This is a genomic window from Rhizomicrobium palustre (genome assembly GCF_011761565.1).
GTDB classification, from domain to species: domain Bacteria; phylum Pseudomonadota; class Alphaproteobacteria; order Micropepsales; family Micropepsaceae; genus Rhizomicrobium; species Rhizomicrobium palustre.
Map to the genome: position 1 here is coordinate 1097855 of NZ_JAASRM010000001.1, position 17712 is coordinate 1115566.

Genomic DNA, 17712 nt, shown 5'->3' on the forward strand with positions numbered 1-17712 from the left:
AGGGATCAATCCTTGAGAAACCGGAAAGCGTAAGCCGCACGCGCGCGCCAAAAGGCGCTGAACACTTCCTCGCTGACGCGCTTGTTCTGGCGGGCGTGAATAAGCGTTGGCGCGCCCTCTTTATCCGCAAGCAACCCGCAATGGCGCGCAGGCCCGCGCGGCACCATGCGAAAGAGAAGAACATCGCCGGGCTTTGCAGCAGCGGACGTGATCTCGGGAAAATGCCGTGCGAAGCCTGTGTGCAACTCCTCACCGCCGATATGCCATGAAGGATCGTACGGGGGAACATCCTCCGGCTCTTCGCCGGTAAGCTCGCGATAAAGCCCGCGCAGGAAACCCAAGCAGTCGCAGCCGACGCCCTTCAGCGCGGCCTGGTGCACATAGGGCGTGCCGATCCAGCCGCGCGCGGCGACGAGAAGCGTTTCGCGATCAATGGCCATAGCGGCTTTTCCCATCCAAGGGTTTCGAAACACCCGCCAGCGCCGCCGCCGTTCCTGGCATATAGGGGTGGCCACGGAAATTGACGACGTTGGCGAATTTTGTTTGGCAGGTGGCGAATTGCTTGTCGCAGCCCGGCGTAAGGGTGAAAGCATCGCTCGGCGCGATTGGCTTACTCATCGCCTGCCATAGCTCGAGTGTGACGGCGCTTCCCGCCAATGCGTGGCGTTTGACAAGAGCACTGCGGCCCACATTGGCACCACTGGTGAAATGCAGAACGCCTTCAGCGAACCATCCGGCAGCACAGCCAGATAATCCGCTGACGGAGAAACGGCGCGTATCGGTGACCGTGGTGACAGACCCCGTGATGGGCGTGAGCGCGACTTTGCAGCGCGCATCGCCCAGCATCGCATCACAGGAATGGCCAAAGGCGCGGCCGACCGGCTGATTGAGCGCCGCCGTCAGTCCGCGCATTTCGGCGGAGAAGCCCGTCTTGCCACGCTTGACCTCGCCCAGCGTGCCTTTGCGCATCAAGACACGCTGGCTCGCATCGGCCCAATTCACGCGCCAGATCTCAATCGCAGCGCAATCAAACAGCCCCGCCGCGAGATCGGCTTCGTTGATACTGTCAGAAGAAAGCGCGCCTTCCACGGTGAGATTGTCGATAGATAAATCGAGACCGGATTGCACTTCGCTGGCGGTGAAGCCGGTGGCGGCTTCGAATGTGATGCCCGCGACGGAAAGCGGCTGATCATGGTCGGTGAAGCCGAGCACCGCGCCATCACCGCGCGTGATCTTCCAGCACCAGCAGAGTGTGGTCGTGCCACTGGCGAGATGGGCGGCAAGCGCGGGCTGAAGTGATTTCATACCCGGATCTCCACCAAGGTGATGGACGGAATTTCGCCCGCCTGGAAATTGGCGAGGTTGACGGTGAGCTTGTCGCTGTCAAAGCGCACCGGCACATCGAATTCGAATCCGGCGGTAACGGCCGCGCCCGCAGATGGCGCGGTGGCGAGGGTGACAAGGCCTGTGGCGGCATCAAGGGTGAATCCGCTTTGCTCCACACCCGCCACCGCAATCCGCAGCGTGCTCGCCACCGGCTTTACGATGGGGCGCTGATAGGAAGATGGGCCGGAGTTATAAGTTTTGATGAGCTGAAACCGCTTGGCCGTGCCGTCGCCGGTAGCGAGTACCTGGTCGCGCGGGGTGATCGGGGCGGTGGGCGAGACGGATTTATAATCGGTGAAATCCCTAAAGCGGAAACCGTAAAGCCGCCCCAGACGCGCTTCGAAAAACGCAATCACCGCATGAATGTCATCCAGCGTCTTGAGGCCATAGCCGATATCATAGCGCCGCCGCCCATGCGCCCAGACGGCATTGCGCTCTTCGAAGCCGGAGCCAAGGGTGACAATCTCGGTCTTGCGTTCTGGGCCGCCATGGGAGTGGAAGGCAATGGTGGTGGGAAAGCGGATTTCGTGAAACATGCGTCCCTCACAAATTTCTTTGTCCGCGGGCGAGCGCGCGCGCCAGCATGGCGGCGATCTGGCTTTCCGATTTGAGGAAGCTTGCCGCATCGGGCGCGGTGACATTGACGGTGATGGCTTGGCGCGTCGCGAGCGCGGAATTGGGCGTGATGGCGCCGCTTTCTCCGGGTACGAATAATTCCGGCCCCTTCTCACCGACGAGATAGGCGCTGCCCGCCGCCACCGGCCCGCCGGACGCGCGCGCCCCGCCGAGCGGCAGCATGGCGGTGACGGCCTGGCTGATGAGCCCTTCCAAAGGCTGGGTGAGATATTGATTGGCGGCCAGCCGGTCGAGATCAGAGAGCACCGAGGTGACGAAATCGCCGAACGAGGCTTTGCCAGAGACCACCGCGCGCGCCACCGAATGTTCGAAAGCGGTGAAGGTGCGATCTATCGCGGTTTCGATGGACCGCGTGGCGGCCGTCACCGGGCCAGCGGCGAAATCTTGCAGCGCGGCTGCAGCGCTCTCAAGCGGATCATCTTCCATGGGTCTAGTCCGGATAGAGTTGCATCAAGGCGCCAAGATCGGCGCGGGTGAGTGAGGCGCGTGGCGGCGGACATGTCAGCGCGCGCCATTCGGGCAGAGACAGCGCCCAGAACACGGCAGGCGTTAAGTGAAAGCGGCCTAGCCCGAGGGCGATGAGATCGGCCCAGCGAAAGGGCCGGCGGTGTTCTCACCCGGTTCCTTGCTAAGGCCCGCGCGCGCGAAGGCGGTTGCGATGGCGGCGAGCAGGCTGCCGAGATCGAGCGGCAGACAAAGCACGTCTTGCGGCGAGAGGTGGTGCCCGCCGCCTTTCAACAGCGCCGCCGCGATCACCGCGATATCGCAAGCTCGTGCCTGTTTCAGACGCGCGCCAATGTGAGAGAGATCGGAAAGACCCAAGCCCTCTTCGATGTCGGCGAGCGCGCCAAGGGTGAGAAGCAGCGTGTAGCGTACCCCGCCGCACTCCAGCGCAGCCTCGCCGCGAATGGCATTGGTCATGGCAGCGCCGCGAAGCTGAGCGCGCCGGCGGAGGCGAGCGAGAGCTGAATCTTCACCTCGCCATCATAGGGACCTTCATATTTCAGCTCTGTCAGCTTGAAGGGTCCTGCGACGGTGCCGAAATGCGGGATGACGATCTGAAAATTGGTCAGGCTCTGCGCGAAAAAGGCGCTGCGCAAGGCAAGATCGGAAGCCGCATCTTTGAACACGCCGGAGCCGGAAAGCGCGGCCGATTTCACGCCTGCCGCCAGAAGCTCGCGCCACATATCGGTGGAATCGGCATTGGTGATGTCGATGGTGGTGGCGTTGAAGCTGAGCCCTGTGGTGCGCAGCCCCGCCACGGTGGTGAAGGTCTCAGGATTTTGGCCATCGCCGATCTTGATCAAAAGATCGCGGCCGCGTTGGGCGGTCATGGTGTTTCCTTTCTAAAAAGGTTCAGTAAACGCCGAGAAGCGCAACACGGCTCGGGTAGCTGTGCCATTGCTCTGGCGGCCATACTCGGCAGAGGTGAAAGCAAGATCGATCAGGCGGTGACCGGAAAGCGTCAGTGCCGCGCCATGCAAAACGGCGATCACCGCGCCCGCGATCTCTTTGACCTCGCGCGTGCCACCGCCGCGCGACCAGATGGTGAGACGCAAAGCGTGGCGCGTGGCGGGCGTATCGCTGGAAGCATCGCGTTCCTCACTCTCCCCCAGCACGAGATAAGGCAGCGGCGCCGCTGCGGGCACACCATCATAGATGCGCGTGCCGATCAGCGCCGTCACCGCAGCATCGGCGGAGAGCGCCGCGAAGATGGCCCGTTGCAGGGCCCAGCTTGGCGCGGTCATGGCAGTTCCTCACACAGAAGGGTGATGATCGGCGCGCCCGCATCTTCCATCGCGTGAATCTGAAATATGCGGCTGGCGGTAGAGAGGCGCTGACCGACGCTAAGATCGCTGCGCGCGCGCAAGGTGATCTTGTGGCGGGCTTTGGATTCCAGACGCCCAGGACCGATGCGCTCGGCGGCGGCGAGCGGCGCGATAGAGATCCAGACGGTCGCGATCACTGCCCACACATCGCTATAACCGCCGCCACCATCGCTTTGCAGCGTATGTGCAAGAAGCTCGGCGCGCTGATTGAGCTTTCCCAGCGAGCTCATAGTTTGAATATCCGATAGGGCGCGAGCAGCACCTGGCCCGCAGGGGAGACAAGCGCCCCCTCATCGCCGCGATGGGTATAAAGATCGGTGACGATCTGCAGGATCGCTTCTTTCAATGCGGCAGGAACAGTGTCGCCATAGCCCGCAGCGAAGGCGAGTTCGAGGCAATCCTGCTTGCGCAAATTGTTCGGCTTCTTGGGCAGGAAGACGCGCCCCGGTACGCTCGCCGTATCGACGCGATAACTTGCGGGATCACACAGGGTGCGGATGCCATCCGCCGTGATGCAGGCAAGGCTTTGAACGCTCTGCAATGGCGGCAGCGGAATCTCCACCATCTCGGGCCAATTATCGAGGCGCAGAACCCAGCTTTGGCTGAGAAAAGCGCGGCCCGTATGCCATTCGGCGCGGGCGCGCGCGGCGGTGATCAGCGTACCGAGCAAGGCATCGTCATCAGATGTGTCGAGCTTTAAATGCGCCTTGGCTTCGACAAGCGTCACCGGCTCGCCCACAGGAGGAGAGGAAAGAGAAAGAGACATGGAGGAATCTCCTCAACCTCCCCCTCGCGGGGAGGTCGAAATGGCGGAGCACCGCGACGGCATTTCGGGTGGGGGGATAGAAGCCCCCACCCGGAACGCTGGGCGTTCCGACCTCCCCGCAAGGGGGAGGTGAAAGTGTCAGCTCACCGCGAACTTCATCAGCTTGATGGCTTCGTAGTTCTGCACCCCACCGCCGACGCGTTTGGTGGTGTAGAAGAGCACGTAGGGTTTCGCCGAATAAGGATCGCGCAGCACCCGCACGCCGACGCGATCGACGATGAGATAGCCGCGCTTGAAATCGCCAAAGGCAATCGCGAAGGAACCCGAGGCGATGTCAGGCATGTCTTCCGCCTCCACCACCGGATAGCCGAGCAGCGTGGCGGGCTGGCCGGCGCTGGTGCCGGGCTGCCAGATGTAGTTGTTCTGGCCATCCTTCAGCTTGCGGATGGCGCTTTCGCTCTTGCGGTTCATCAGCCAGGAGCCATTAGCGCGATAGGCCTGCTTGGGCGCATAGACCAGGCTGATCAAGGCATCGCTAGGCGTGGTGGAGGCAAAGGCGCCATCGGCGCCCGAAGCGACATAGCCAAGCTTGCCCCAGGCCCAAGAGCCGTCGGCAATCGCCGTCTCAGTGAGAAAGCCTTTGGGCTGGGTCGTGCCATTGCCGCTGATGAAGGCTGCGCCTTCCTGTTCGGCGAAGACGGTCTGCACTTCTTCGGCCAGCCAGGTTTCAAGATCGACCTGACTGTCGTCGAGCAGACCCTGGGTCGCCGCCGGCATGGCGTAAAGCTCCATAGTGGCGAAATCGATGGCGGTGAGCGTCGGCGTGTTGGTCTGCGGGCGGGCATCGGTTTCGGCCACCCAGCCCGTTGCCGCACCAGCAGTGGTGATCGGCTTGCGATACACATTGGAGCCGATCTGGCGCACCGTGGCGATGGCGCGAATGGGCGAGACCTTGGCGAGTACGCGGTCAATGGTCTGCTCGATTTCCAGCGGCACGGTGTAACCGCCTGCGCTCGCGGTGCTGGTGCTCATCGCTTTGGCTTCGATAAGACCGCTGGAATCGCCCTGACGGACATAACGCTCGAAAGCGGCCTTGGCTTCGCGCTCGCCACGCGGAACCGATTTGCGCTCACCAGAAAGCTGCGGACGCGCGGCAGCCAGGGTCAACTCGTCGAGCTGGCGCTTCTGCTCGTCGAGGGCGCGGTTGATGCGATCGACCTTTTCCTCGGTGATGACATCGGCCGAACGCGTTTCAAGCTCGGCAAGTCTTTCGTCATTGGCCTGTTTGAAGGTTTCGAAGGCGCAGAGGAAATCATCAAAGGCCGATTTCATCTCCGGCGTGACGGCTTTGGTTTCAAGATCCATAGGAAGCTCCCACGGCCGTGACCAGGGATCCGGCGAGCAGGGGGAAGGTCACGACCGAGATTTCCCAAAGCTCGATTTCGCTCAGAAGGCGATGGCCCGTACCAGGATCTTTCCTGGCGCGGATGGTGCGAAAGCCAATGGAGAGGCCGTTGAGCGCGCCCTCGGCGAACAGCGCCCGCACTTCGCGGGCCCGCACCACATCAAGCACCAGACGCCCGCGCACTTTGAGGCCGCGCGCATCCTCCTTGATGTCCACCCAGACACCCAAGGGCTCCGAAGCCGAATGCTGATAGAGCATACGGATTTTCTCCGCCGGGCGGCGGCGCAGGCTGGTGGCGAAGGCGCCGGGCAGCACCACATCGCCGCCGCCATCGGCAACCCCGAAAAGCGAGGCATAGCCTTCGAACTCATCCTCCTTCAGCGAGGAGAGGCGCGCGGGCACAGAGCGGCGCGTCAGCGGGCGCCGCACGGAGGTAATCAAGGTCATGGCGCACCCCGCGCGGGGCGCGTATCGAGTTTGGTCTCGATACGGTCGAGGCTGGCGCGAATGGTGGCGATCTGACTTTCCAGCACCGCGACGCGAGCCAATGCCTGCTGATCGGCCACGGTGGAGCGCTCCAGCGTGGCGATGCGCTCGGCGGCAGAGCCCGCCCAGAACAGCGCGCCTGCCGTCTGCAATAAAAAAGCCGCCACAAGGGCGGCTGGCAGTTTTCGGTCCAGCGCGGGCTGGACGATATCGCTTAAGGTCACGATCGGTGCCTTTCCTTAGAACACATCTCCGCCACTGACCGGCGAATAGCCCGCCGCGGCGCGTTTTTCGTTGAGGGTGAGGAAGCTCGCATCGGCGAGGCGGTTCCACACCGCCTCGCGCTCCAAGGCCAAGGCTTCCACCGCGTCGACGTCATAGCTGAGGCGCAGATTTTCGCCGAAGCGCGGGGCGAGCCATCCCGTGAGCGCGCGGGCGGTGCGCGCCACCAAAGGCAAAACCGTCTGGCGCCAGAAGACGAGATTGGCCTCGCGATAATTGGCATAGGTGTTGTCGCCCGGAATGCCGAGCAGCATCGGCGGCACCCCGAAGGCCAGCGCGATCTCCCGCGCCGCGACCGCACGCGAATTGGCGAAATCAAGCTCGGCTGGCGAATAGCTCATGCTGCGCCAATCAAGCCCGCCTTCCAGCACCATGGGGCGCCCGGCATTGGCAGAGCCGGTATAGCTCTCATCGAGCTCGCGCTTCAGCCTGGAGAATTGCTCATCGCTCAAGACCGCGCCGTCGGGGCCTTTATAGACCAGCGCCCCCGAAGGCCGCGCCGCATTGTCGAGCAGTGCCTTGGTCCAGGCCGCACCGCCATTATGCACATCGAGCGCGGTGCCCGCGGGGGCGAGCGGCGAAAGCCCATAATGATCATCAAGCGGATGAAACAGCTTGGCATGCAGAACGGGCAGGAAGCCGGTGGCATCACGGGCCAGGCGCAGGGTGCGGCCCTCAATTGTATAGTCGTAAGCAATAGGCCAGCCGCGCGCATCAGCCACTAGAACGACTCGATCCGGCCGCAAAACATAGAGTTCGCGCAAACTGCCCGAAGCGCTCACCGCCTCCAGATACGAATCGCCCGCGCATTGCAGAAAACCATACCAGCGCTCGAACAGGGCGGTGCCCTCTTCATGCGGGTTCGGCCTTGCGAGCAAGGACAGCAAAGGATGCGCCGCGATCTCGCTCGTCCCTTCATAAAGCAACCAAGGAACAGAGGCGGCGGCTTCTGCGATCATCCGCACACAGCGATAGGCAACCGCATTGGCGATCACACCTTCGCGAGCAGCCGAGGTGAAGTCCCGCCCGCTCCAGCGCGGCGCCCCTATCATAGAGAGCGCGATGAAGGGCGAGGCAGCATGCGGCGCCGCTTTCTTTTCGGCAGCAAAGCGGGAAAACAAATTCAGCATATGATCCATCCTGAGTTGAGGCTTCTGGCGCGGTGGTGGCACCAGCGATAGGCTGATGGCGCTCTTGAGACGGAAAATGTTAGGAAACAGCCGTGCTGGGCTTTTTCGTTGCAAGCTTGATCGTGTTCGCAGGGCTGAGCTTCATCCTGTCTCGCGATGACGGGCGTTTCGGCACCGCCATACGACTCGGCGAGATACTTATTCCCCTCGCCGCTGCCATGTTTTTGGGCGCCGTTTTTCTCAAAGGCTGGGGCCGCAATTACTTCCTGGCCTCATGCTTCTTCGGCATCGCCACAGCGCTGGCGCTGTTGCGCAAGACTCCTTCCTTTTGGCATTCAAGGCCGCCAGAAGGCGAGCGCGTGTTCACTTACGGAGCAATGCTGCTCATCGGCGGCGCAATCACGGCCGTGACATATTTCGGTCACGGGCTTTTTTGGTAAAGATCAATCGCTGAGCGCGGCTATAAAGAAAATCAGCCAACAAACGTATTAGACGACATTACAATTCTTTGCTTGCGACGTCTTGAGACGCTAAGAGCAATCCCTCGCGTAGTGGAATTTGTGCATGCAGAACGGCGTATATCGTGTTTGGTACAGAGGCCCCAATGGCCGATCGGCCGGTATTCTGGCTTTTCGTGATGGCGATATTCTGGGCTGCGATGGCAGCTATGCCTCGGTTGGGCGCTATAGCGTGGAAGAAGGCCAGTTTGTCGGGCAAATGACCTGCACCCGATTAGACAGCAGCAATCACCCGGATGCGTTTCCCGATCTTGATGCGTTTACCTTATATCTCGACGGACGGCCGGGCGAAGATTTCGCCACCTTGCATGCCAGCGTGCTCGGGATTGCCGAGTTCACGCTTATTTGCGAATTCGCCAAAGTGAGCGAACTGTGATGCGTAATGGTATCTACATGGCCGAGTTCGGCACCGGCGGCATCCGCCATCTTGCCATCTGTTCGGTGAAGGACGGCACAATCATCGGCGCCGATGTCACCCACTTCATCACCGGCGAGTTCGTGCGCAAGGGCCACCGCTTCAGAGGCCACCTTACCCTGACGCGCCACAGCCATCGCCCCGACCTGCGCGAGATCGCCTATCTCGATCGCATCGAATCGCCCTTCTCCGGCGTTGGTGGCGACAGCTTCGGCGAATTCCAAGCCGAAGTCGTCGGCCGCCAAGGCTTGCGCATCCATGTCTCGTTCCATTGGTTGAGCGGGGTTTGATCACACCACCCGTGCCTTCGGATTGGCGCGGATGAGCGGGAAGAGATGGGCAATGGCCCAGACCAGCGCATCCATGCGGTCGGGGCTTTGGCCCGTGCCATCGAACTGCACCATCTGATCTTCCAATTCCGGGAAGGCGCCGATGTGATGCACCCTGCCCTGCTCATAAAGCGCGGCAGCGGGAACAGCCCGGGTCCGCTTGCCGCGCGTGGCATAAACCAGCTTCACCGGCGCTTCCGGCAAGGCATCGACCAGCACCTGTTTCACCATATCGCCGCCCTGATTGGCTTCGGCGATGATGGCGTCGGCCTTGAAAGCGAGATAGGCCTCGGCCACGGCATTGGCCCAGCCTGCCGACGACATGCCCGAGACGGAGCGGTCGGCCAGCACATAGGCATCGTTCGCTTCATCCTTGCCGACCACGACGATGCCGCATTCATCGCCCGCCACAGAGCAGGGCGGATCGACCGCGACCACGATGCGGCAAAGCTCCGGCGCCGCGCGCAGCCGCGCCGCCTCGATCCAATCGCGCTTGAACAGGGCGCTCTCATTATCCTCGATCAGCTCGCCTTCAAGCTCCTGGCGGCCAAGGCGGGTGCCGGCAAAACGCAGCTCCAGCCCGGCCAGAAAACTGGGCGCGAGATTGCCGGCGTTATCGGCGGTTTTGGCATGGGTTTTGACCACATCCGGCATGACCATCAGCGCCTTCATGGCCGGAATGGCGCGCGGCGTGGTGGTGACCAGCATGCGCGGATCCGTGCCGAGGCGCAGCGCCATCAAGATCATGTCGAGACCTTGTTGAGGTTCGGCCCATTTGCAGAATTCATCCGCCCACACCGCATCGAATTGATGACCGCGGACGTAATCGGGCTCTTCGGCGGAGATCACATCTGCGATCGCGCCATTTTTCCATTTGATGCGCCGATTGGAAGGTTCGAACACCGCACCGTTGCTGACCGAGAGCAGGCCGCTGTTGCCTTCCACCATCACCGCGCGGGCGTCGTGAAACGTCGCCCCGACAAGGCCGATGCGGCGCATGGTTCTGGTGCGCACACCTTCGCCGATCCATTCGGCCCCGGCCCGCGTCTTGCCCGCGCCACGCCCGCCGAGAAAAAGCCAGATGCGCCAATCGCCATCGGGCGGAAGCTGGGATTCTTGCGGCGCCCAAAAATGCCACCACTGCAGGAGGATCTCTATCTCCTCCTTTGACAGGCTATCGATCACCTCCTGTACCAAGGCGGGCGTTAACAAGCTGAGCCAGGCGGCGTTCAATCTCAGCAACGGCCTCTTCATCACTCTTGACCACCTTGGGTTTGCGTTTCTTGGCCCCCGCCTCTTCCATCGCCATCAGTTTTTCGAGCGAGGTTTGCATTTGTTTGGCGAGCCGCGTGCGCCGCTCCGCGCCATCCAGATCATGAGGCGGGGGTTCGCCATCCGGCCCTTTCTTCTCGCTGATCTGCGCCTCGGCTGTTTCCAGCCGGATCAATTCGCTGTTGAGCACCATGAGTAGGCGTTTAACCATGTCATCCATCCAGCCAAGGGGAATGCCTTCGGCCTCGACACCCACCCAATAGTTTGGATGCGTGCGCGAGACGCCGTTTCGCGCGGCTTCGCTCATCGTTTGTCGGCTTACTTTTTTGGGGATGTAAGAGAGATGGGAATTAGAGGCGCAGGGTTCAAGCCCTAATTCAAAAAATCTTCAGCCCGCCGGAATAAATCGCCGGAATTTCTTGAACACCACAAAGAGGCCAAGCGCAGCAAGGCCGGTGATGGCCGCATCGGTCAAGAACAGTCCCTCCGGCCCGCCATGCGCATAGCCTTGCGCATCAACGACTTGCATATAGGTGAGCGGCAAACAAATGGCCGAAGACAGAAGCGAAAACTGGGTCGCGGCCAAAGGACTATCCTGGCTGATGGTGCGAAGGATCACGGCATAGGCAACCGAAAATCCCGCCGCCTGGAAAATGTTTTCCCACAAAACAGCGACGCCATAGCTACCTGCATTATGGGGCAGGCCCGCGATCAAGGCCGTGCCCACAGCTCCCACCATACCGAGCGCAAGGTACAGCATGCGCGGATGAATCCAGCGCTCCAGCACTGGCATCAAAAGACTGCCAAACACGCCCGCGATTATGCCACCCAGCCCCAAGAGCAGGCTGACAAATTGTTCGGGGGCCGAGAAATCATGCCCCAGCCCGCCCAGGACATTGACCAGCGCGAAAGATGCAACGGGCGAGAGGAAAATTAGCAGCGTCCATAAAACCAGACGCGATTTCAAAATCTTCGCCACATCAGCGGCAAAGCGCGTGACGCTCTCGCGCGCCAGGCGGCCATCGGCTGGTTTGCAGGGCAGAAAAAAGAGCAAGAGCACGACCGCAGCGGCCCAAACCCCGAACACCACCGCGCCGACATCAAGTGAGGTCGCGCGCACCAGCGGCACCACCGCCATCGCGGTCGCTCCACCGACGCCAATATTCCAAACCGTGAACCAGGCGCCGAGGGTGCCCGCATCTTTCTTGGAAAGCAGCGAGGAGAACCAGCCGCCCACCGCGTTCGAGCCGACCGAGATCGCCAGCATGGCGAAGAATTCCCAGAAAGCGAGCGCCGTAAGGTTGGCGGTGGAGAGCAGCGCCATGAAAAGCCCGATGCCGCCCAGAATATAGCAGCTAATCGCATAGGATTTGCGTGGCAGGCGCCAATCGAGCAGCGGCCCCAGAAGGAAGGCGACAAAACCGGGAAAAAGGGCGAAAGCGGTGAGCGACGCGATAGTCGGCTCGGGAACATGCCGGGCGGCCAGAAGCTGGGGCATGGCCATCAAGGTCACCGCCGCGCCAATCCCGACCGGGGCGAATCCCGCCCCCATCACCCAGACCGGAACAGGGCTGACATGAGTCGTCTCCGGCGCCAACTCGGGCGTGATAAGGCCTTCACTGGTGAAATCCATGTCGCGCCCCCGCGCAAGCAACTTTAGAACGCCGCCAATATGGACAAACTGTCGCAGTATTCAACCTGCGCGGGGAGAAAATCCAACCCCGGGGTAAAAATCTTTGTCACAAAAGAAAGGATTGTGTTCCTAGTGACAATATTCCTAACCTGCATCGCAATCGCGGCAGGAGGCGAGGATGCGGGGTGAAGATGGAGAGCGGCAGGAGCAGGTAAGGCGGCTGATCGCCCTTACCCTGATGGGGGCGCTTCTCGCACTCCTTATATATGTGATGGTGATGGCGGCCGTCGCGCTCTTGCCCCATCCGCCCGATCCGGCGCTTCTGGCCGCGATCCGCACGAAGGAGGACGCCGAGCGCGCGGCGGCGCTGCTGAAGCTCTCGGCCCAGAGCGCCAAAGACGATGCCGAGGCGCTGGCGGCGCTCTTCAATATCGTCTTCGGCCCCTTGATGGCGCTGCTGGGGTCAGTGACCGGGTTCTATTTTGGGAGACGGGGGTGAGGAGGATTGGGCAGAAACTTTCCTCCCTCGCGGAGCCCCGACCGGCTCACCTGCACTATCGTCGAATAGCGGGGGAGGAAAGATAATTCCGTCAGCCCCTATTCCTTCACGGGCGGGCAGTTGCGGGCCATCTTGGCGCGGGCGGCTTCGGATTTTTCCTTCAGCGCCTTTTGCTCGGCAGGCGGCAGCGCGTTGAAGCGCTTGGTGAGGTCGGTGAAATAGGCTTGGCGCTGCTCAGACGACATGGCGCGGATCTTATCGCGCTGCATCGCGCGGTAATCCTTCATATCGATGCTGCCATCGGCGGTCGCCTTTTGCGCATCGGCGAACATCATCAGCCGCTGTTCCGGCGAGATCATCGCCGCCATGCGGGCGCGCATCGCGTTTTGCGGCGGGCATTGGTCTTGAGCTTGGGCAAAAGCAGGCGCGGCGAAAAGAATGGCGCAGAAACCAATCGAGGAAAGACGCGGCATGGCTGATCCTGTCTGAAGTGGCACAGGATTGAACGGGCCATGCCGCCGCTTCCGTCGCAAAAGCAACGGGCTCCTCAACACTCGAATGGGCGCTATCGTTTTTGGGGTTACAAGCCCCATATTGTCATCCCGGACGCGCCCGCGAAAATCGCGTCATCTGACACAAGGGCGCGATCCGGGACCCACTTTGAAATCTGACAGGTGTTGAAGTGGGTCCCGGCTCGGCGAGCCCGTTGCTCTGCAACGCGCTCTTGGCCGGGATGACAGCTTGGATTACTTCACCCAAAAGCGATTCCCTCACCATTGCAGAGAGGGCGCGCTTCAAGCCTCGTCGAAGGCCTTTTGCATCGCGGCAAGATCGATTTTGACCATGCCCATCATGGCTTGCATCGCCGCATTGGCCTTGGCCGGATTGTCTTTCGGGAAAAATCGCCCGAAATCCTTGGGCGCGATCTGCCAGGGCAGGCCATATTTATCGCTGAGCCAGCCGCAGGCGATTTCCTTGCCGCCCGCCGTCAGCTTTTCCCAATAGTAATCGATCTCCTTTTGATCGGCGCAATCGACCAGAAGTGAGACCGCATTGGTGAAGGAATATTGCGGGCCGCCATTCAGTGCGACGAAGGGCTTGCCATCGAGCTCGAACACCACCGTCATCACCATGCCTTTGGGGCGCGGCCCCCCTTCGCCGTAATGGGTGATTTCGGTGATCTTCGAATTGGGGAAGATCGCAGTGTAGTAGCGCGCGGCCTCTTCGGCTTCTGTATCGAACCATAAGAAGGGTGTGATTTTTGGCATGATCAGGGCGCCTTCTTGCCTTCGAAAATCACCATCCAATCGATGCCGAACTTATCGGCGAAAGAGCCAAAGCGTTCGGCAAAAAAGGTCTCGCCGAGCGGCATATAAACGGAGCCGCCTTCGCCCAACGCGTTGAACATCCGCTCGGCTTCCTCGACGCTGGCCGCGGAAATGGTGAGGGCATAGCCGCCATGCGGTTTGGCGTTATCCGGCATGCCATCTGAGGCAAAGATTGTGGTGTCACCGAGCTTGAATTCGGCATGCATGATCTGATCAGCCATCTCCGGGCTGATATGGCCTTCGGCATTGGGCATCGACTTGAAAGGCATGGTGAGCAGCGTCTTGGCCCCCACAGCCTTGGCATAAAACTCCAGCGCTTCGGCACAACGGCCGTTGAAGAAGAGATACGCGTTGACGTGCATGGAACTCCCCTGTTGCTTGCTGTACGAAAGAATGGCGCCTGTGGCATTCTGCGCCATTGCAATTTTTATGTTGATATCAACTTATATAGCGATATGGCCAAAGGCAAGCCCGTCCCGTTCGAAACCACCCTGCATGTTCGTGACACCTGTCTGTGTCTGCATGTGCAACGAGCCGCGCGCAGCTTAGCACGTCGCTTTGATGAAGCCTTGCGCCCGGCAGGCATTACCTCGGGGCAATTTTCCCTGATGATGAGCCTGAACCGCCCCGCGCCGCCGACCATGAAAGATGTGGCCGAGCTTTTGGCGATGGATCGCACCACACTCACCGCCGCGCTGAAAGTGGTCGAGCGCAATGGCTGGGTGAAAATCATGCCCGACAGAAGTGATAAGCGCAGCAAACGGTTGTCGCTGACCGCCGAGGGCGAAGCGGTGCTGGCGCGCGCCGTGCCAATCTGGAAAGCCACCCACGCCGAAATCGACGCCGCCTTGCCCGACGGCGGAGAGGCCTTGCGGGCGGGATTGATGGCGCTGGTGTAAGAGTTTCACCTCCCCCTTGCGGGGAGGTCGGAGAGCGTAGCGATCCGGGTGGGGGTAAGCGCTTGAAGCACATCTCCGCCGCTTACCCCCACCCGATCCTTCTACGCCGCGCTACGACGGATCGCTCGCACGCTGGCACTACTCGCCCCCGCAAGGGGGAGGTGAAGATTACGACTTCTGCTTCGCCAGATAATCCTCCAGCGCCTGGAAGCTGGCACCAAAGCCTTGCTGCATCGAAGCGTGATGGGATTTGAAGCGGGCGCGTTCGTCTTCGCGCGCGTTGATGGGGGCGCCGCGCAAGGTCATGCGCGTCGCTTCGCCCTCTTCTTCCAAGGTCATCACATTGAAAACTTCCAGCGGCCAGTTATCGAAGAAAGGCGCGCGCGTGATGCCGCCTTGTGCGTCGGAGAAACTGTTCACGTAAGTGAGGCGCTCGATAGGCTTGATCTCGTGAAAGATGAAGCGGCCCCACATCTCAGACCCGTTCGGCGCTTTCATGCCATAGTGAAACATCCCGCCCGGCTTCAGATCGATCGTGCCGCCGAGCCATTCGAAACCTTTCGGCCCCCACCAGTTCTTTAAGTGCTCGATCTCGGTATACATCTTCCATACCAGGGGCCGCGGCGCCTTGAAGACGCGGGAAATCACAAACAGATCGGCCTCGAGGAATTCGGCGAGACGGCCAAGGGTCTGATTGCCACCCTCTTCGGCCTTGTAGTCGCGCACCACCATATCGCGCTGTTCCGCCGTCGGGAAAACCATGAACAGCGTCAGCTTGGTGCGCCCACCAAGATCTTCGAAGGTGATGGTGGTGTCGTGATGGGTAGGCGATTGCTCCTCTTCTGCGGTGCCATAATGCATCACCAGTCGAGACGGCGGCGTGACCTCTTCAAAGGTGACATAGTTTTCGTAATCGCGCCCATCCGGCCCATGCATGGTCAGTCGCCAGACGCCGCCTTTGCGAAATTCAAACCGATGCGTGGTGATGGTGAAGCCTTTCGGCCCCCACCAGTGCGCCAGATGCGCCGGATCTGTGAAGGCATCGAAAACCATTTGCCGCGGCGCATCGAATACACGGCTGACAATGAGACTGCGCTTTTCCAAATCAAGCTTTGCGGCGTCCACGTTTCTTCTCCTTGGTTGCGGCTTGCAATTCGGTGAGATAGGCGTCGAGGCGATCCAGGCGCGCCTCCCACAGCGCGCGGTAATGGGCGAGCCATTCATCCACCGGCTTCAAGGCTTCAGCTTCCAGGCGGCAGGGGCGCCATTGCGCTTCCTTCCCGCGCGACACCAGCCCCGCCTTTTCCAGCACCTTGAGATGTTTGGAGATGGCCGGCAGCGACATGTCGAAAGGCTCGGCCAGCTCCGACACGCTCATCTCTCTCAACGCCAGCCGCGCCAGCATGGCCCGGCGGGTGGGATCGGAAAGCGCTGCGAAGGTGGCACTCAGACGATCGGACATGGCGGACTCGTATTTAACTAAACGGTTAAATATAGATTTCGTCCCGACCGGTCAAGCAGGCCATCGCCGACTTGACACAGGTGCCAGCTAAGGTCTGGATTTGAAGAGCCATCTTCTTTCGCACATGGGGGAGCTTAGCGATGAACGGCAAGAAGCCCGCGCCAGCGCTTTGGATGGACGAGCCGGAGGAGCATGATTATCCGGCAGCGGAGGATTATCTCTCGCTCATCTTTGTGCCTAAGACGGCCGAGGAGTTGGCCAGGAAGCTGAAGAAAGCCCGCATTTTGCGGCGCAAGGCGAAAGACCTGTTACGCGCCTCGGGGCTCATCGTGCTCGGCAAGGATAATTATTTCGTGCAGCACAATCTCGATAAGATCGCCAGCGGCAAGGCGCTGTCGCCAGTGCTTTTGGTGCGTGGCGATGCCATGCGCCATATCCCGTTGATCGTTGCCGATGGCTATCACAGGATTTGCGCGAGCTGGCATCACGACGAAAACGCCGTCATTCCCTGCCGCATCGTGAACTGTCCGTGAGACTTGCGGCTTAAATTTTCCCAATGTGAACGGGGCGATTGCGAGGCCAACCCGCGCAGCGTAAAAGCCCGCCGCCTTAGCCACTGAAGAGACTTCGATGCACGACGCACCGCTGGAAGCCCATGAGCATACCGAACATCTCGCCCATGAAGGCCATGCGCCGGATCGCTTTGTCTCGCGCCTCGCGGTTTTGGTAGCGGCGTTCGCGGTTTTCGCGGCGGTGGCGGGCAACCTGGAAGCCATCGAAACCGCCAAGGCGCTTGGCTCCACCGGCGAAGCCACGCTGGCGCAGGATGAAGCCACAGATGCCTGGTCGGAATATCAGGCCGACAGCGTGAAGAAGCATCTTTATACCGTGGCTGCCGCCCTGAACCCCGCGAAGGCTTCCGATTATGTGAAGCAGGCCAAAGACGAAACCGCCAAGCAGGACGCGATTAAAACGCGCGCGAAGAAATTCGAAGAGGAGCGCAGCAAGCTCGTCGCCGAAGCGCACGCGCATGAAGAGCGTCATCACTGGCTTTCGGGCGCAGCCACATTGTTCGAAATCGCTATCGCGCTGACCACGGTGTCGCTGGTCACCCGCAAGAACTGGCTGTGGCAAGCCGCCAGCGTGCTGGGCATCGTGGGTGCGGCGCTGGGAGCGGTGGCGTTTCTTTAGACGAAAGCTCCACCCTCCCCTTGAGGCGGATAAGCGCTTTGAGTGAATTACCTCAAACTGTCATCCCGGCCGAAGTGCGCGAGAGCGCAAGCGAACCGCACGCAGAGCCGGGAACCACTTTGACAATGTTCAGACTTCTGAGTGGATCCCGGATCGCGCCCTTGTACCAGATGACGCGATCTTCGCGGGCGCGTCCGGGATGACAATATAGGGCGCGTAAACTCAAACGCGATAGCCACTCCCTCA

29 protein-coding genes are annotated in these 17712 nt (G+C 60.9%); 7 read left to right on the forward strand and 22 right to left on the reverse strand.

Annotated features, from left to right (window positions below; translation table 11 throughout):
• Positions 1-5: 5 nt before the first annotated feature.
• The 14 genes from FHS83_RS04735 to FHS83_RS04800 all read right to left on the reverse strand — a co-directional run bounded on the left by FHS83_RS04735 (position 6) and on the right by FHS83_RS04800 (position 7920).
• A complete protein-coding gene (locus FHS83_RS04735; RefSeq protein ID WP_167081408.1) occupies positions 6-440 on the reverse strand; it encodes an NlpC/P60 family protein in 435 nt (144 codons plus the stop codon).
• On the reverse strand, positions 430-1305 hold the full coding sequence (locus FHS83_RS04740; RefSeq protein WP_167081410.1) for a DUF2163 domain-containing protein: 876 nt from the start codon (positions 1303-1305) through the stop codon (positions 430-432). Before FHS83_RS04740 ends, FHS83_RS04735 begins: the two co-directional genes overlap by 11 nt.
• Complete coding sequence (locus FHS83_RS04745) at positions 1302-1922, reverse strand: DUF2460 domain-containing protein (RefSeq protein WP_167081412.1); 621 nt, start codon at positions 1920-1922, stop codon at positions 1302-1304. The genes FHS83_RS04740 and FHS83_RS04745 overlap by 4 nt, the downstream gene beginning before the upstream one ends.
• A 7-nt stretch (positions 1923-1929) precedes the next feature.
• Positions 1930-2448: a phage tail tape measure protein gene (locus FHS83_RS04750; RefSeq protein WP_167081414.1), complete on the reverse strand. Its 519-nt coding sequence runs from the start codon at positions 2446-2448 to the stop codon at positions 1930-1932.
• 4 nt (positions 2449-2452) lie between these two features.
• On the reverse strand, positions 2453-2563 hold the full coding sequence (locus FHS83_RS19885; protein ID WP_344100119.1) for a phage tail assembly chaperone: 111 nt from the start codon (positions 2561-2563) through the stop codon (positions 2453-2455).
• Between the two features lie 23 nt (positions 2564-2586).
• Entirely contained in the window at positions 2587-2943 is a 357-nt protein-coding gene (locus FHS83_RS04760) for a GTA-gp10 family protein (RefSeq protein ID WP_167081416.1), read from the reverse strand.
• Positions 2940-3356, reverse strand: coding sequence for a phage major tail protein, TP901-1 family (locus FHS83_RS04765; protein WP_167081418.1), 417 nt, complete (start codon positions 3354-3356; stop codon positions 2940-2942). The genes FHS83_RS04760 and FHS83_RS04765 overlap by 4 nt, the downstream gene beginning before the upstream one ends.
• A 12-nt stretch (positions 3357-3368) precedes the next feature.
• Entirely contained in the window at positions 3369-3770 is a 402-nt protein-coding gene (locus tag FHS83_RS04770; protein ID WP_167081420.1) for a DUF3168 domain-containing protein, read from the reverse strand.
• The gene (locus FHS83_RS04775) at positions 3767-4081 is read right to left on the reverse strand and encodes a phage head closure protein (RefSeq protein ID WP_167081422.1); all 315 of its coding nucleotides are present in this window, start codon (positions 4079-4081) and stop codon (positions 3767-3769) included. Before FHS83_RS04775 ends, FHS83_RS04770 begins: the two co-directional genes overlap by 4 nt.
• A complete protein-coding gene (locus tag FHS83_RS04780) occupies positions 4078-4617 on the reverse strand; it encodes a head-tail connector protein (RefSeq protein WP_167081424.1) in 540 nt (179 codons plus the stop codon). The genes FHS83_RS04775 and FHS83_RS04780 overlap by 4 nt, the downstream gene beginning before the upstream one ends.
• A 138-nt stretch (positions 4618-4755) precedes the next feature.
• On the reverse strand, positions 4756-5982 hold the full coding sequence (locus FHS83_RS04785) for a phage major capsid protein (RefSeq protein ID WP_167081426.1): 1227 nt from the start codon (positions 5980-5982) through the stop codon (positions 4756-4758).
• A complete protein-coding gene (locus tag FHS83_RS04790; protein ID WP_167081428.1) occupies positions 5972-6469 on the reverse strand; it encodes an HK97 family phage prohead protease in 498 nt (165 codons plus the stop codon). Before FHS83_RS04790 ends, FHS83_RS04785 begins: the two co-directional genes overlap by 11 nt.
• Complete coding sequence (locus tag FHS83_RS04795; RefSeq protein ID WP_167081430.1) at positions 6466-6732, reverse strand: hypothetical protein; 267 nt, start codon at positions 6730-6732, stop codon at positions 6466-6468. Before FHS83_RS04795 ends, FHS83_RS04790 begins: the two co-directional genes overlap by 4 nt.
• A 15-nt stretch (positions 6733-6747) precedes the next feature.
• The gene (locus FHS83_RS04800; protein ID WP_167081432.1) at positions 6748-7920 is read right to left on the reverse strand and encodes a phage portal protein; all 1173 of its coding nucleotides are present in this window, start codon (positions 7918-7920) and stop codon (positions 6748-6750) included.
• Positions 7921-8012: 92 nt separating this feature from the next.
• Between FHS83_RS04800 and FHS83_RS04805 the strand changes: the two genes are divergently transcribed.
• From FHS83_RS04805 to FHS83_RS04815, 3 genes are all read left to right on the forward strand, one after another.
• The gene (locus FHS83_RS04805) at positions 8013-8360 is read left to right on the forward strand and encodes a hypothetical protein (protein WP_167081434.1); all 348 of its coding nucleotides are present in this window, start codon (positions 8013-8015) and stop codon (positions 8358-8360) included.
• 124 nt (positions 8361-8484) lie between these two features.
• Positions 8485-8814, forward strand: a complete 330-nt coding sequence (locus tag FHS83_RS04810) for a GrlR family regulatory protein (protein WP_167081436.1) — start codon at positions 8485-8487, stop codon at positions 8812-8814.
• Complete coding sequence (locus FHS83_RS04815) at positions 8814-9143, forward strand: hypothetical protein (protein WP_167081438.1); 330 nt, start codon at positions 8814-8816, stop codon at positions 9141-9143. Before FHS83_RS04810 ends, FHS83_RS04815 begins: the two co-directional genes overlap by 1 nt.
• Here the strand turns inward: FHS83_RS04815 and FHS83_RS04820 are convergent, their stop codons facing one another.
• From FHS83_RS04820 to FHS83_RS04830, 3 genes are all read right to left on the reverse strand, one after another.
• Positions 9144-10424: a DNA-packaging protein gene (locus FHS83_RS04820; protein ID WP_208414230.1), complete on the reverse strand. Its 1281-nt coding sequence runs from the start codon at positions 10422-10424 to the stop codon at positions 9144-9146. It abuts the gene before it with no gap.
• On the reverse strand, positions 10357-10761 hold the full coding sequence (locus FHS83_RS04825; protein WP_167081442.1) for a hypothetical protein: 405 nt from the start codon (positions 10759-10761) through the stop codon (positions 10357-10359). The genes FHS83_RS04820 and FHS83_RS04825 overlap by 68 nt, the downstream gene beginning before the upstream one ends.
• 81 nt (positions 10762-10842) lie before the next feature.
• Complete coding sequence (locus FHS83_RS04830) at positions 10843-12087, reverse strand: MFS transporter (protein ID WP_167081444.1); 1245 nt, start codon at positions 12085-12087, stop codon at positions 10843-10845.
• Between the two features lie 178 nt (positions 12088-12265).
• On the opposite strand from FHS83_RS04830, the gene FHS83_RS04835 reads away from it, so the two are divergent.
• On the forward strand, positions 12266-12586 hold the full coding sequence (locus FHS83_RS04835) for a hypothetical protein (protein WP_167081446.1): 321 nt from the start codon (positions 12266-12268) through the stop codon (positions 12584-12586).
• Between the two features lie 98 nt (positions 12587-12684).
• Here the strand turns inward: FHS83_RS04835 and FHS83_RS04840 are convergent, their stop codons facing one another.
• The 3 genes from FHS83_RS04840 to FHS83_RS04850 form a co-directional block, all read right to left on the reverse strand.
• Positions 12685-13059, reverse strand: a complete 375-nt coding sequence (locus FHS83_RS04840; protein WP_167081448.1) for a hypothetical protein — start codon at positions 13057-13059, stop codon at positions 12685-12687.
• Between the two features lie 321 nt (positions 13060-13380).
• A complete protein-coding gene (locus FHS83_RS04845) occupies positions 13381-13854 on the reverse strand; it encodes a VOC family protein (RefSeq protein ID WP_167081450.1) in 474 nt (157 codons plus the stop codon).
• Between the two features lie 2 nt (positions 13855-13856).
• A complete protein-coding gene (locus tag FHS83_RS04850; RefSeq protein ID WP_167081452.1) occupies positions 13857-14276 on the reverse strand; it encodes a VOC family protein in 420 nt (139 codons plus the stop codon).
• A gap of 93 nt (positions 14277-14369) precedes the next feature.
• Between FHS83_RS04850 and FHS83_RS04855 the strand changes: the two genes are divergently transcribed.
• Entirely contained in the window at positions 14370-14813 is a 444-nt protein-coding gene (locus FHS83_RS04855; protein ID WP_167081454.1) for a MarR family winged helix-turn-helix transcriptional regulator, read from the forward strand.
• A 168-nt stretch (positions 14814-14981) separates the two neighbouring features.
• Here FHS83_RS04855 and FHS83_RS04860 read toward each other — a convergent pair whose 3' ends face one another.
• Both FHS83_RS04860 and FHS83_RS04865 read right to left on the reverse strand, forming a co-directional pair.
• On the reverse strand, positions 14982-15938 hold the full coding sequence (locus FHS83_RS04860; protein WP_208414231.1) for an SRPBCC domain-containing protein: 957 nt from the start codon (positions 15936-15938) through the stop codon (positions 14982-14984).
• Positions 15919-16275, reverse strand: coding sequence for an ArsR/SmtB family transcription factor (locus FHS83_RS04865; RefSeq protein ID WP_167081456.1), 357 nt, complete (start codon positions 16273-16275; stop codon positions 15919-15921). Before FHS83_RS04865 ends, FHS83_RS04860 begins: the two co-directional genes overlap by 20 nt.
• Positions 16276-16415: 140 nt before the next feature.
• On the opposite strand from FHS83_RS04865, the gene FHS83_RS04870 reads away from it, so the two are divergent.
• Together FHS83_RS04870 and FHS83_RS04875 are read left to right on the forward strand one after the other, a co-directional pair.
• Complete coding sequence (locus FHS83_RS04870) at positions 16416-16808, forward strand: hypothetical protein (protein ID WP_167081458.1); 393 nt, start codon at positions 16416-16418, stop codon at positions 16806-16808.
• A gap of 97 nt (positions 16809-16905) precedes the next feature.
• Positions 16906-17466: a DUF4337 family protein gene (locus FHS83_RS04875; RefSeq protein WP_167081460.1), complete on the forward strand. Its 561-nt coding sequence runs from the start codon at positions 16906-16908 to the stop codon at positions 17464-17466.
• The last annotated feature ends 246 nt before the right edge of the window (positions 17467-17712 follow it).

What these genes read in the sequence shown, in the direction of transcription:
- FHS83_RS04735 (WP_167081408.1), bottom strand. Translation starts at nt 440, where the DNA reads ATGGCCATTGATCGCGAAACGCTTCTCGTCGCCGCGCGCGGCTGGATC.
- FHS83_RS04740 (WP_167081410.1), bottom strand. Translation starts at nt 1,305, where the DNA reads ATGAAATCACTTCAGCCCGCGCTTGCCGCCCATCTCGCCAGTGGCACG.
- FHS83_RS04745 (WP_167081412.1), bottom strand. Translation starts at nt 1,922, where the DNA reads ATGTTTCACGAAATCCGCTTTCCCACCACCATTGCCTTCCACTCCCAT.
- FHS83_RS04750 (WP_167081414.1), bottom strand. Translation starts at nt 2,448, where the DNA reads ATGGAAGATGATCCGCTTGAGAGCGCTGCAGCCGCGCTGCAAGATTTC.
- FHS83_RS04760 (WP_167081416.1), bottom strand. Translation starts at nt 2,943, where the DNA reads ATGACCAATGCCATTCGCGGCGAGGCTGCGCTGGAGTGCGGCGGGGTA.
- FHS83_RS04765 (WP_167081418.1), bottom strand. Translation starts at nt 3,356, where the DNA reads ATGACCGCCCAACGCGGCCGCGATCTTTTGATCAAGATCGGCGATGGC.
- FHS83_RS04770 (WP_167081420.1), bottom strand. Translation starts at nt 3,770, where the DNA reads ATGACCGCGCCAAGCTGGGCCCTGCAACGGGCCATCTTCGCGGCGCTC.
- FHS83_RS04775 (WP_167081422.1), bottom strand. Translation starts at nt 4,081, where the DNA reads ATGAGCTCGCTGGGAAAGCTCAATCAGCGCGCCGAGCTTCTTGCACAT.
- FHS83_RS04780 (WP_167081424.1), bottom strand. Translation starts at nt 4,617, where the DNA reads ATGTCTCTTTCTCTTTCCTCTCCTCCTGTGGGCGAGCCGGTGACGCTT.
- FHS83_RS04785 (WP_167081426.1), bottom strand. Translation starts at nt 5,982, where the DNA reads ATGGATCTTGAAACCAAAGCCGTCACGCCGGAGATGAAATCGGCCTTT.
- FHS83_RS04790 (WP_167081428.1), bottom strand. Translation starts at nt 6,469, where the DNA reads ATGACCTTGATTACCTCCGTGCGGCGCCCGCTGACGCGCCGCTCTGTG.
- FHS83_RS04800 (WP_167081432.1), bottom strand. Translation starts at nt 7,920, where the DNA reads ATGCTGAATTTGTTTTCCCGCTTTGCTGCCGAAAAGAAAGCGGCGCCG.
- FHS83_RS04810 (WP_167081436.1), top strand. Translation starts at nt 8,485, where the DNA reads ATGCAGAACGGCGTATATCGTGTTTGGTACAGAGGCCCCAATGGCCGA.
- FHS83_RS04815 (WP_167081438.1), top strand. Translation starts at nt 8,814, where the DNA reads ATGCGTAATGGTATCTACATGGCCGAGTTCGGCACCGGCGGCATCCGC.
- FHS83_RS04825 (WP_167081442.1), bottom strand. Translation starts at nt 10,761, where the DNA reads ATGAGCGAAGCCGCGCGAAACGGCGTCTCGCGCACGCATCCAAACTAT.
- FHS83_RS04830 (WP_167081444.1), bottom strand. Translation starts at nt 12,087, where the DNA reads ATGGATTTCACCAGTGAAGGCCTTATCACGCCCGAGTTGGCGCCGGAG.
- FHS83_RS04835 (WP_167081446.1), top strand. Translation starts at nt 12,266, where the DNA reads ATGCGGGGTGAAGATGGAGAGCGGCAGGAGCAGGTAAGGCGGCTGATC.
- FHS83_RS04840 (WP_167081448.1), bottom strand. Translation starts at nt 13,059, where the DNA reads ATGCCGCGTCTTTCCTCGATTGGTTTCTGCGCCATTCTTTTCGCCGCG.
- FHS83_RS04845 (WP_167081450.1), bottom strand. Translation starts at nt 13,854, where the DNA reads ATGCCAAAAATCACACCCTTCTTATGGTTCGATACAGAAGCCGAAGAG.
- FHS83_RS04850 (WP_167081452.1), bottom strand. Translation starts at nt 14,276, where the DNA reads ATGCACGTCAACGCGTATCTCTTCTTCAACGGCCGTTGTGCCGAAGCG.
- FHS83_RS04855 (WP_167081454.1), top strand. Translation starts at nt 14,370, where the DNA reads ATGGCCAAAGGCAAGCCCGTCCCGTTCGAAACCACCCTGCATGTTCGT.
- FHS83_RS04865 (WP_167081456.1), bottom strand. Translation starts at nt 16,275, where the DNA reads ATGTCCGATCGTCTGAGTGCCACCTTCGCAGCGCTTTCCGATCCCACC.
- FHS83_RS04870 (WP_167081458.1), top strand. Translation starts at nt 16,416, where the DNA reads ATGAACGGCAAGAAGCCCGCGCCAGCGCTTTGGATGGACGAGCCGGAG.
- FHS83_RS04875 (WP_167081460.1), top strand. Translation starts at nt 16,906, where the DNA reads ATGCACGACGCACCGCTGGAAGCCCATGAGCATACCGAACATCTCGCC.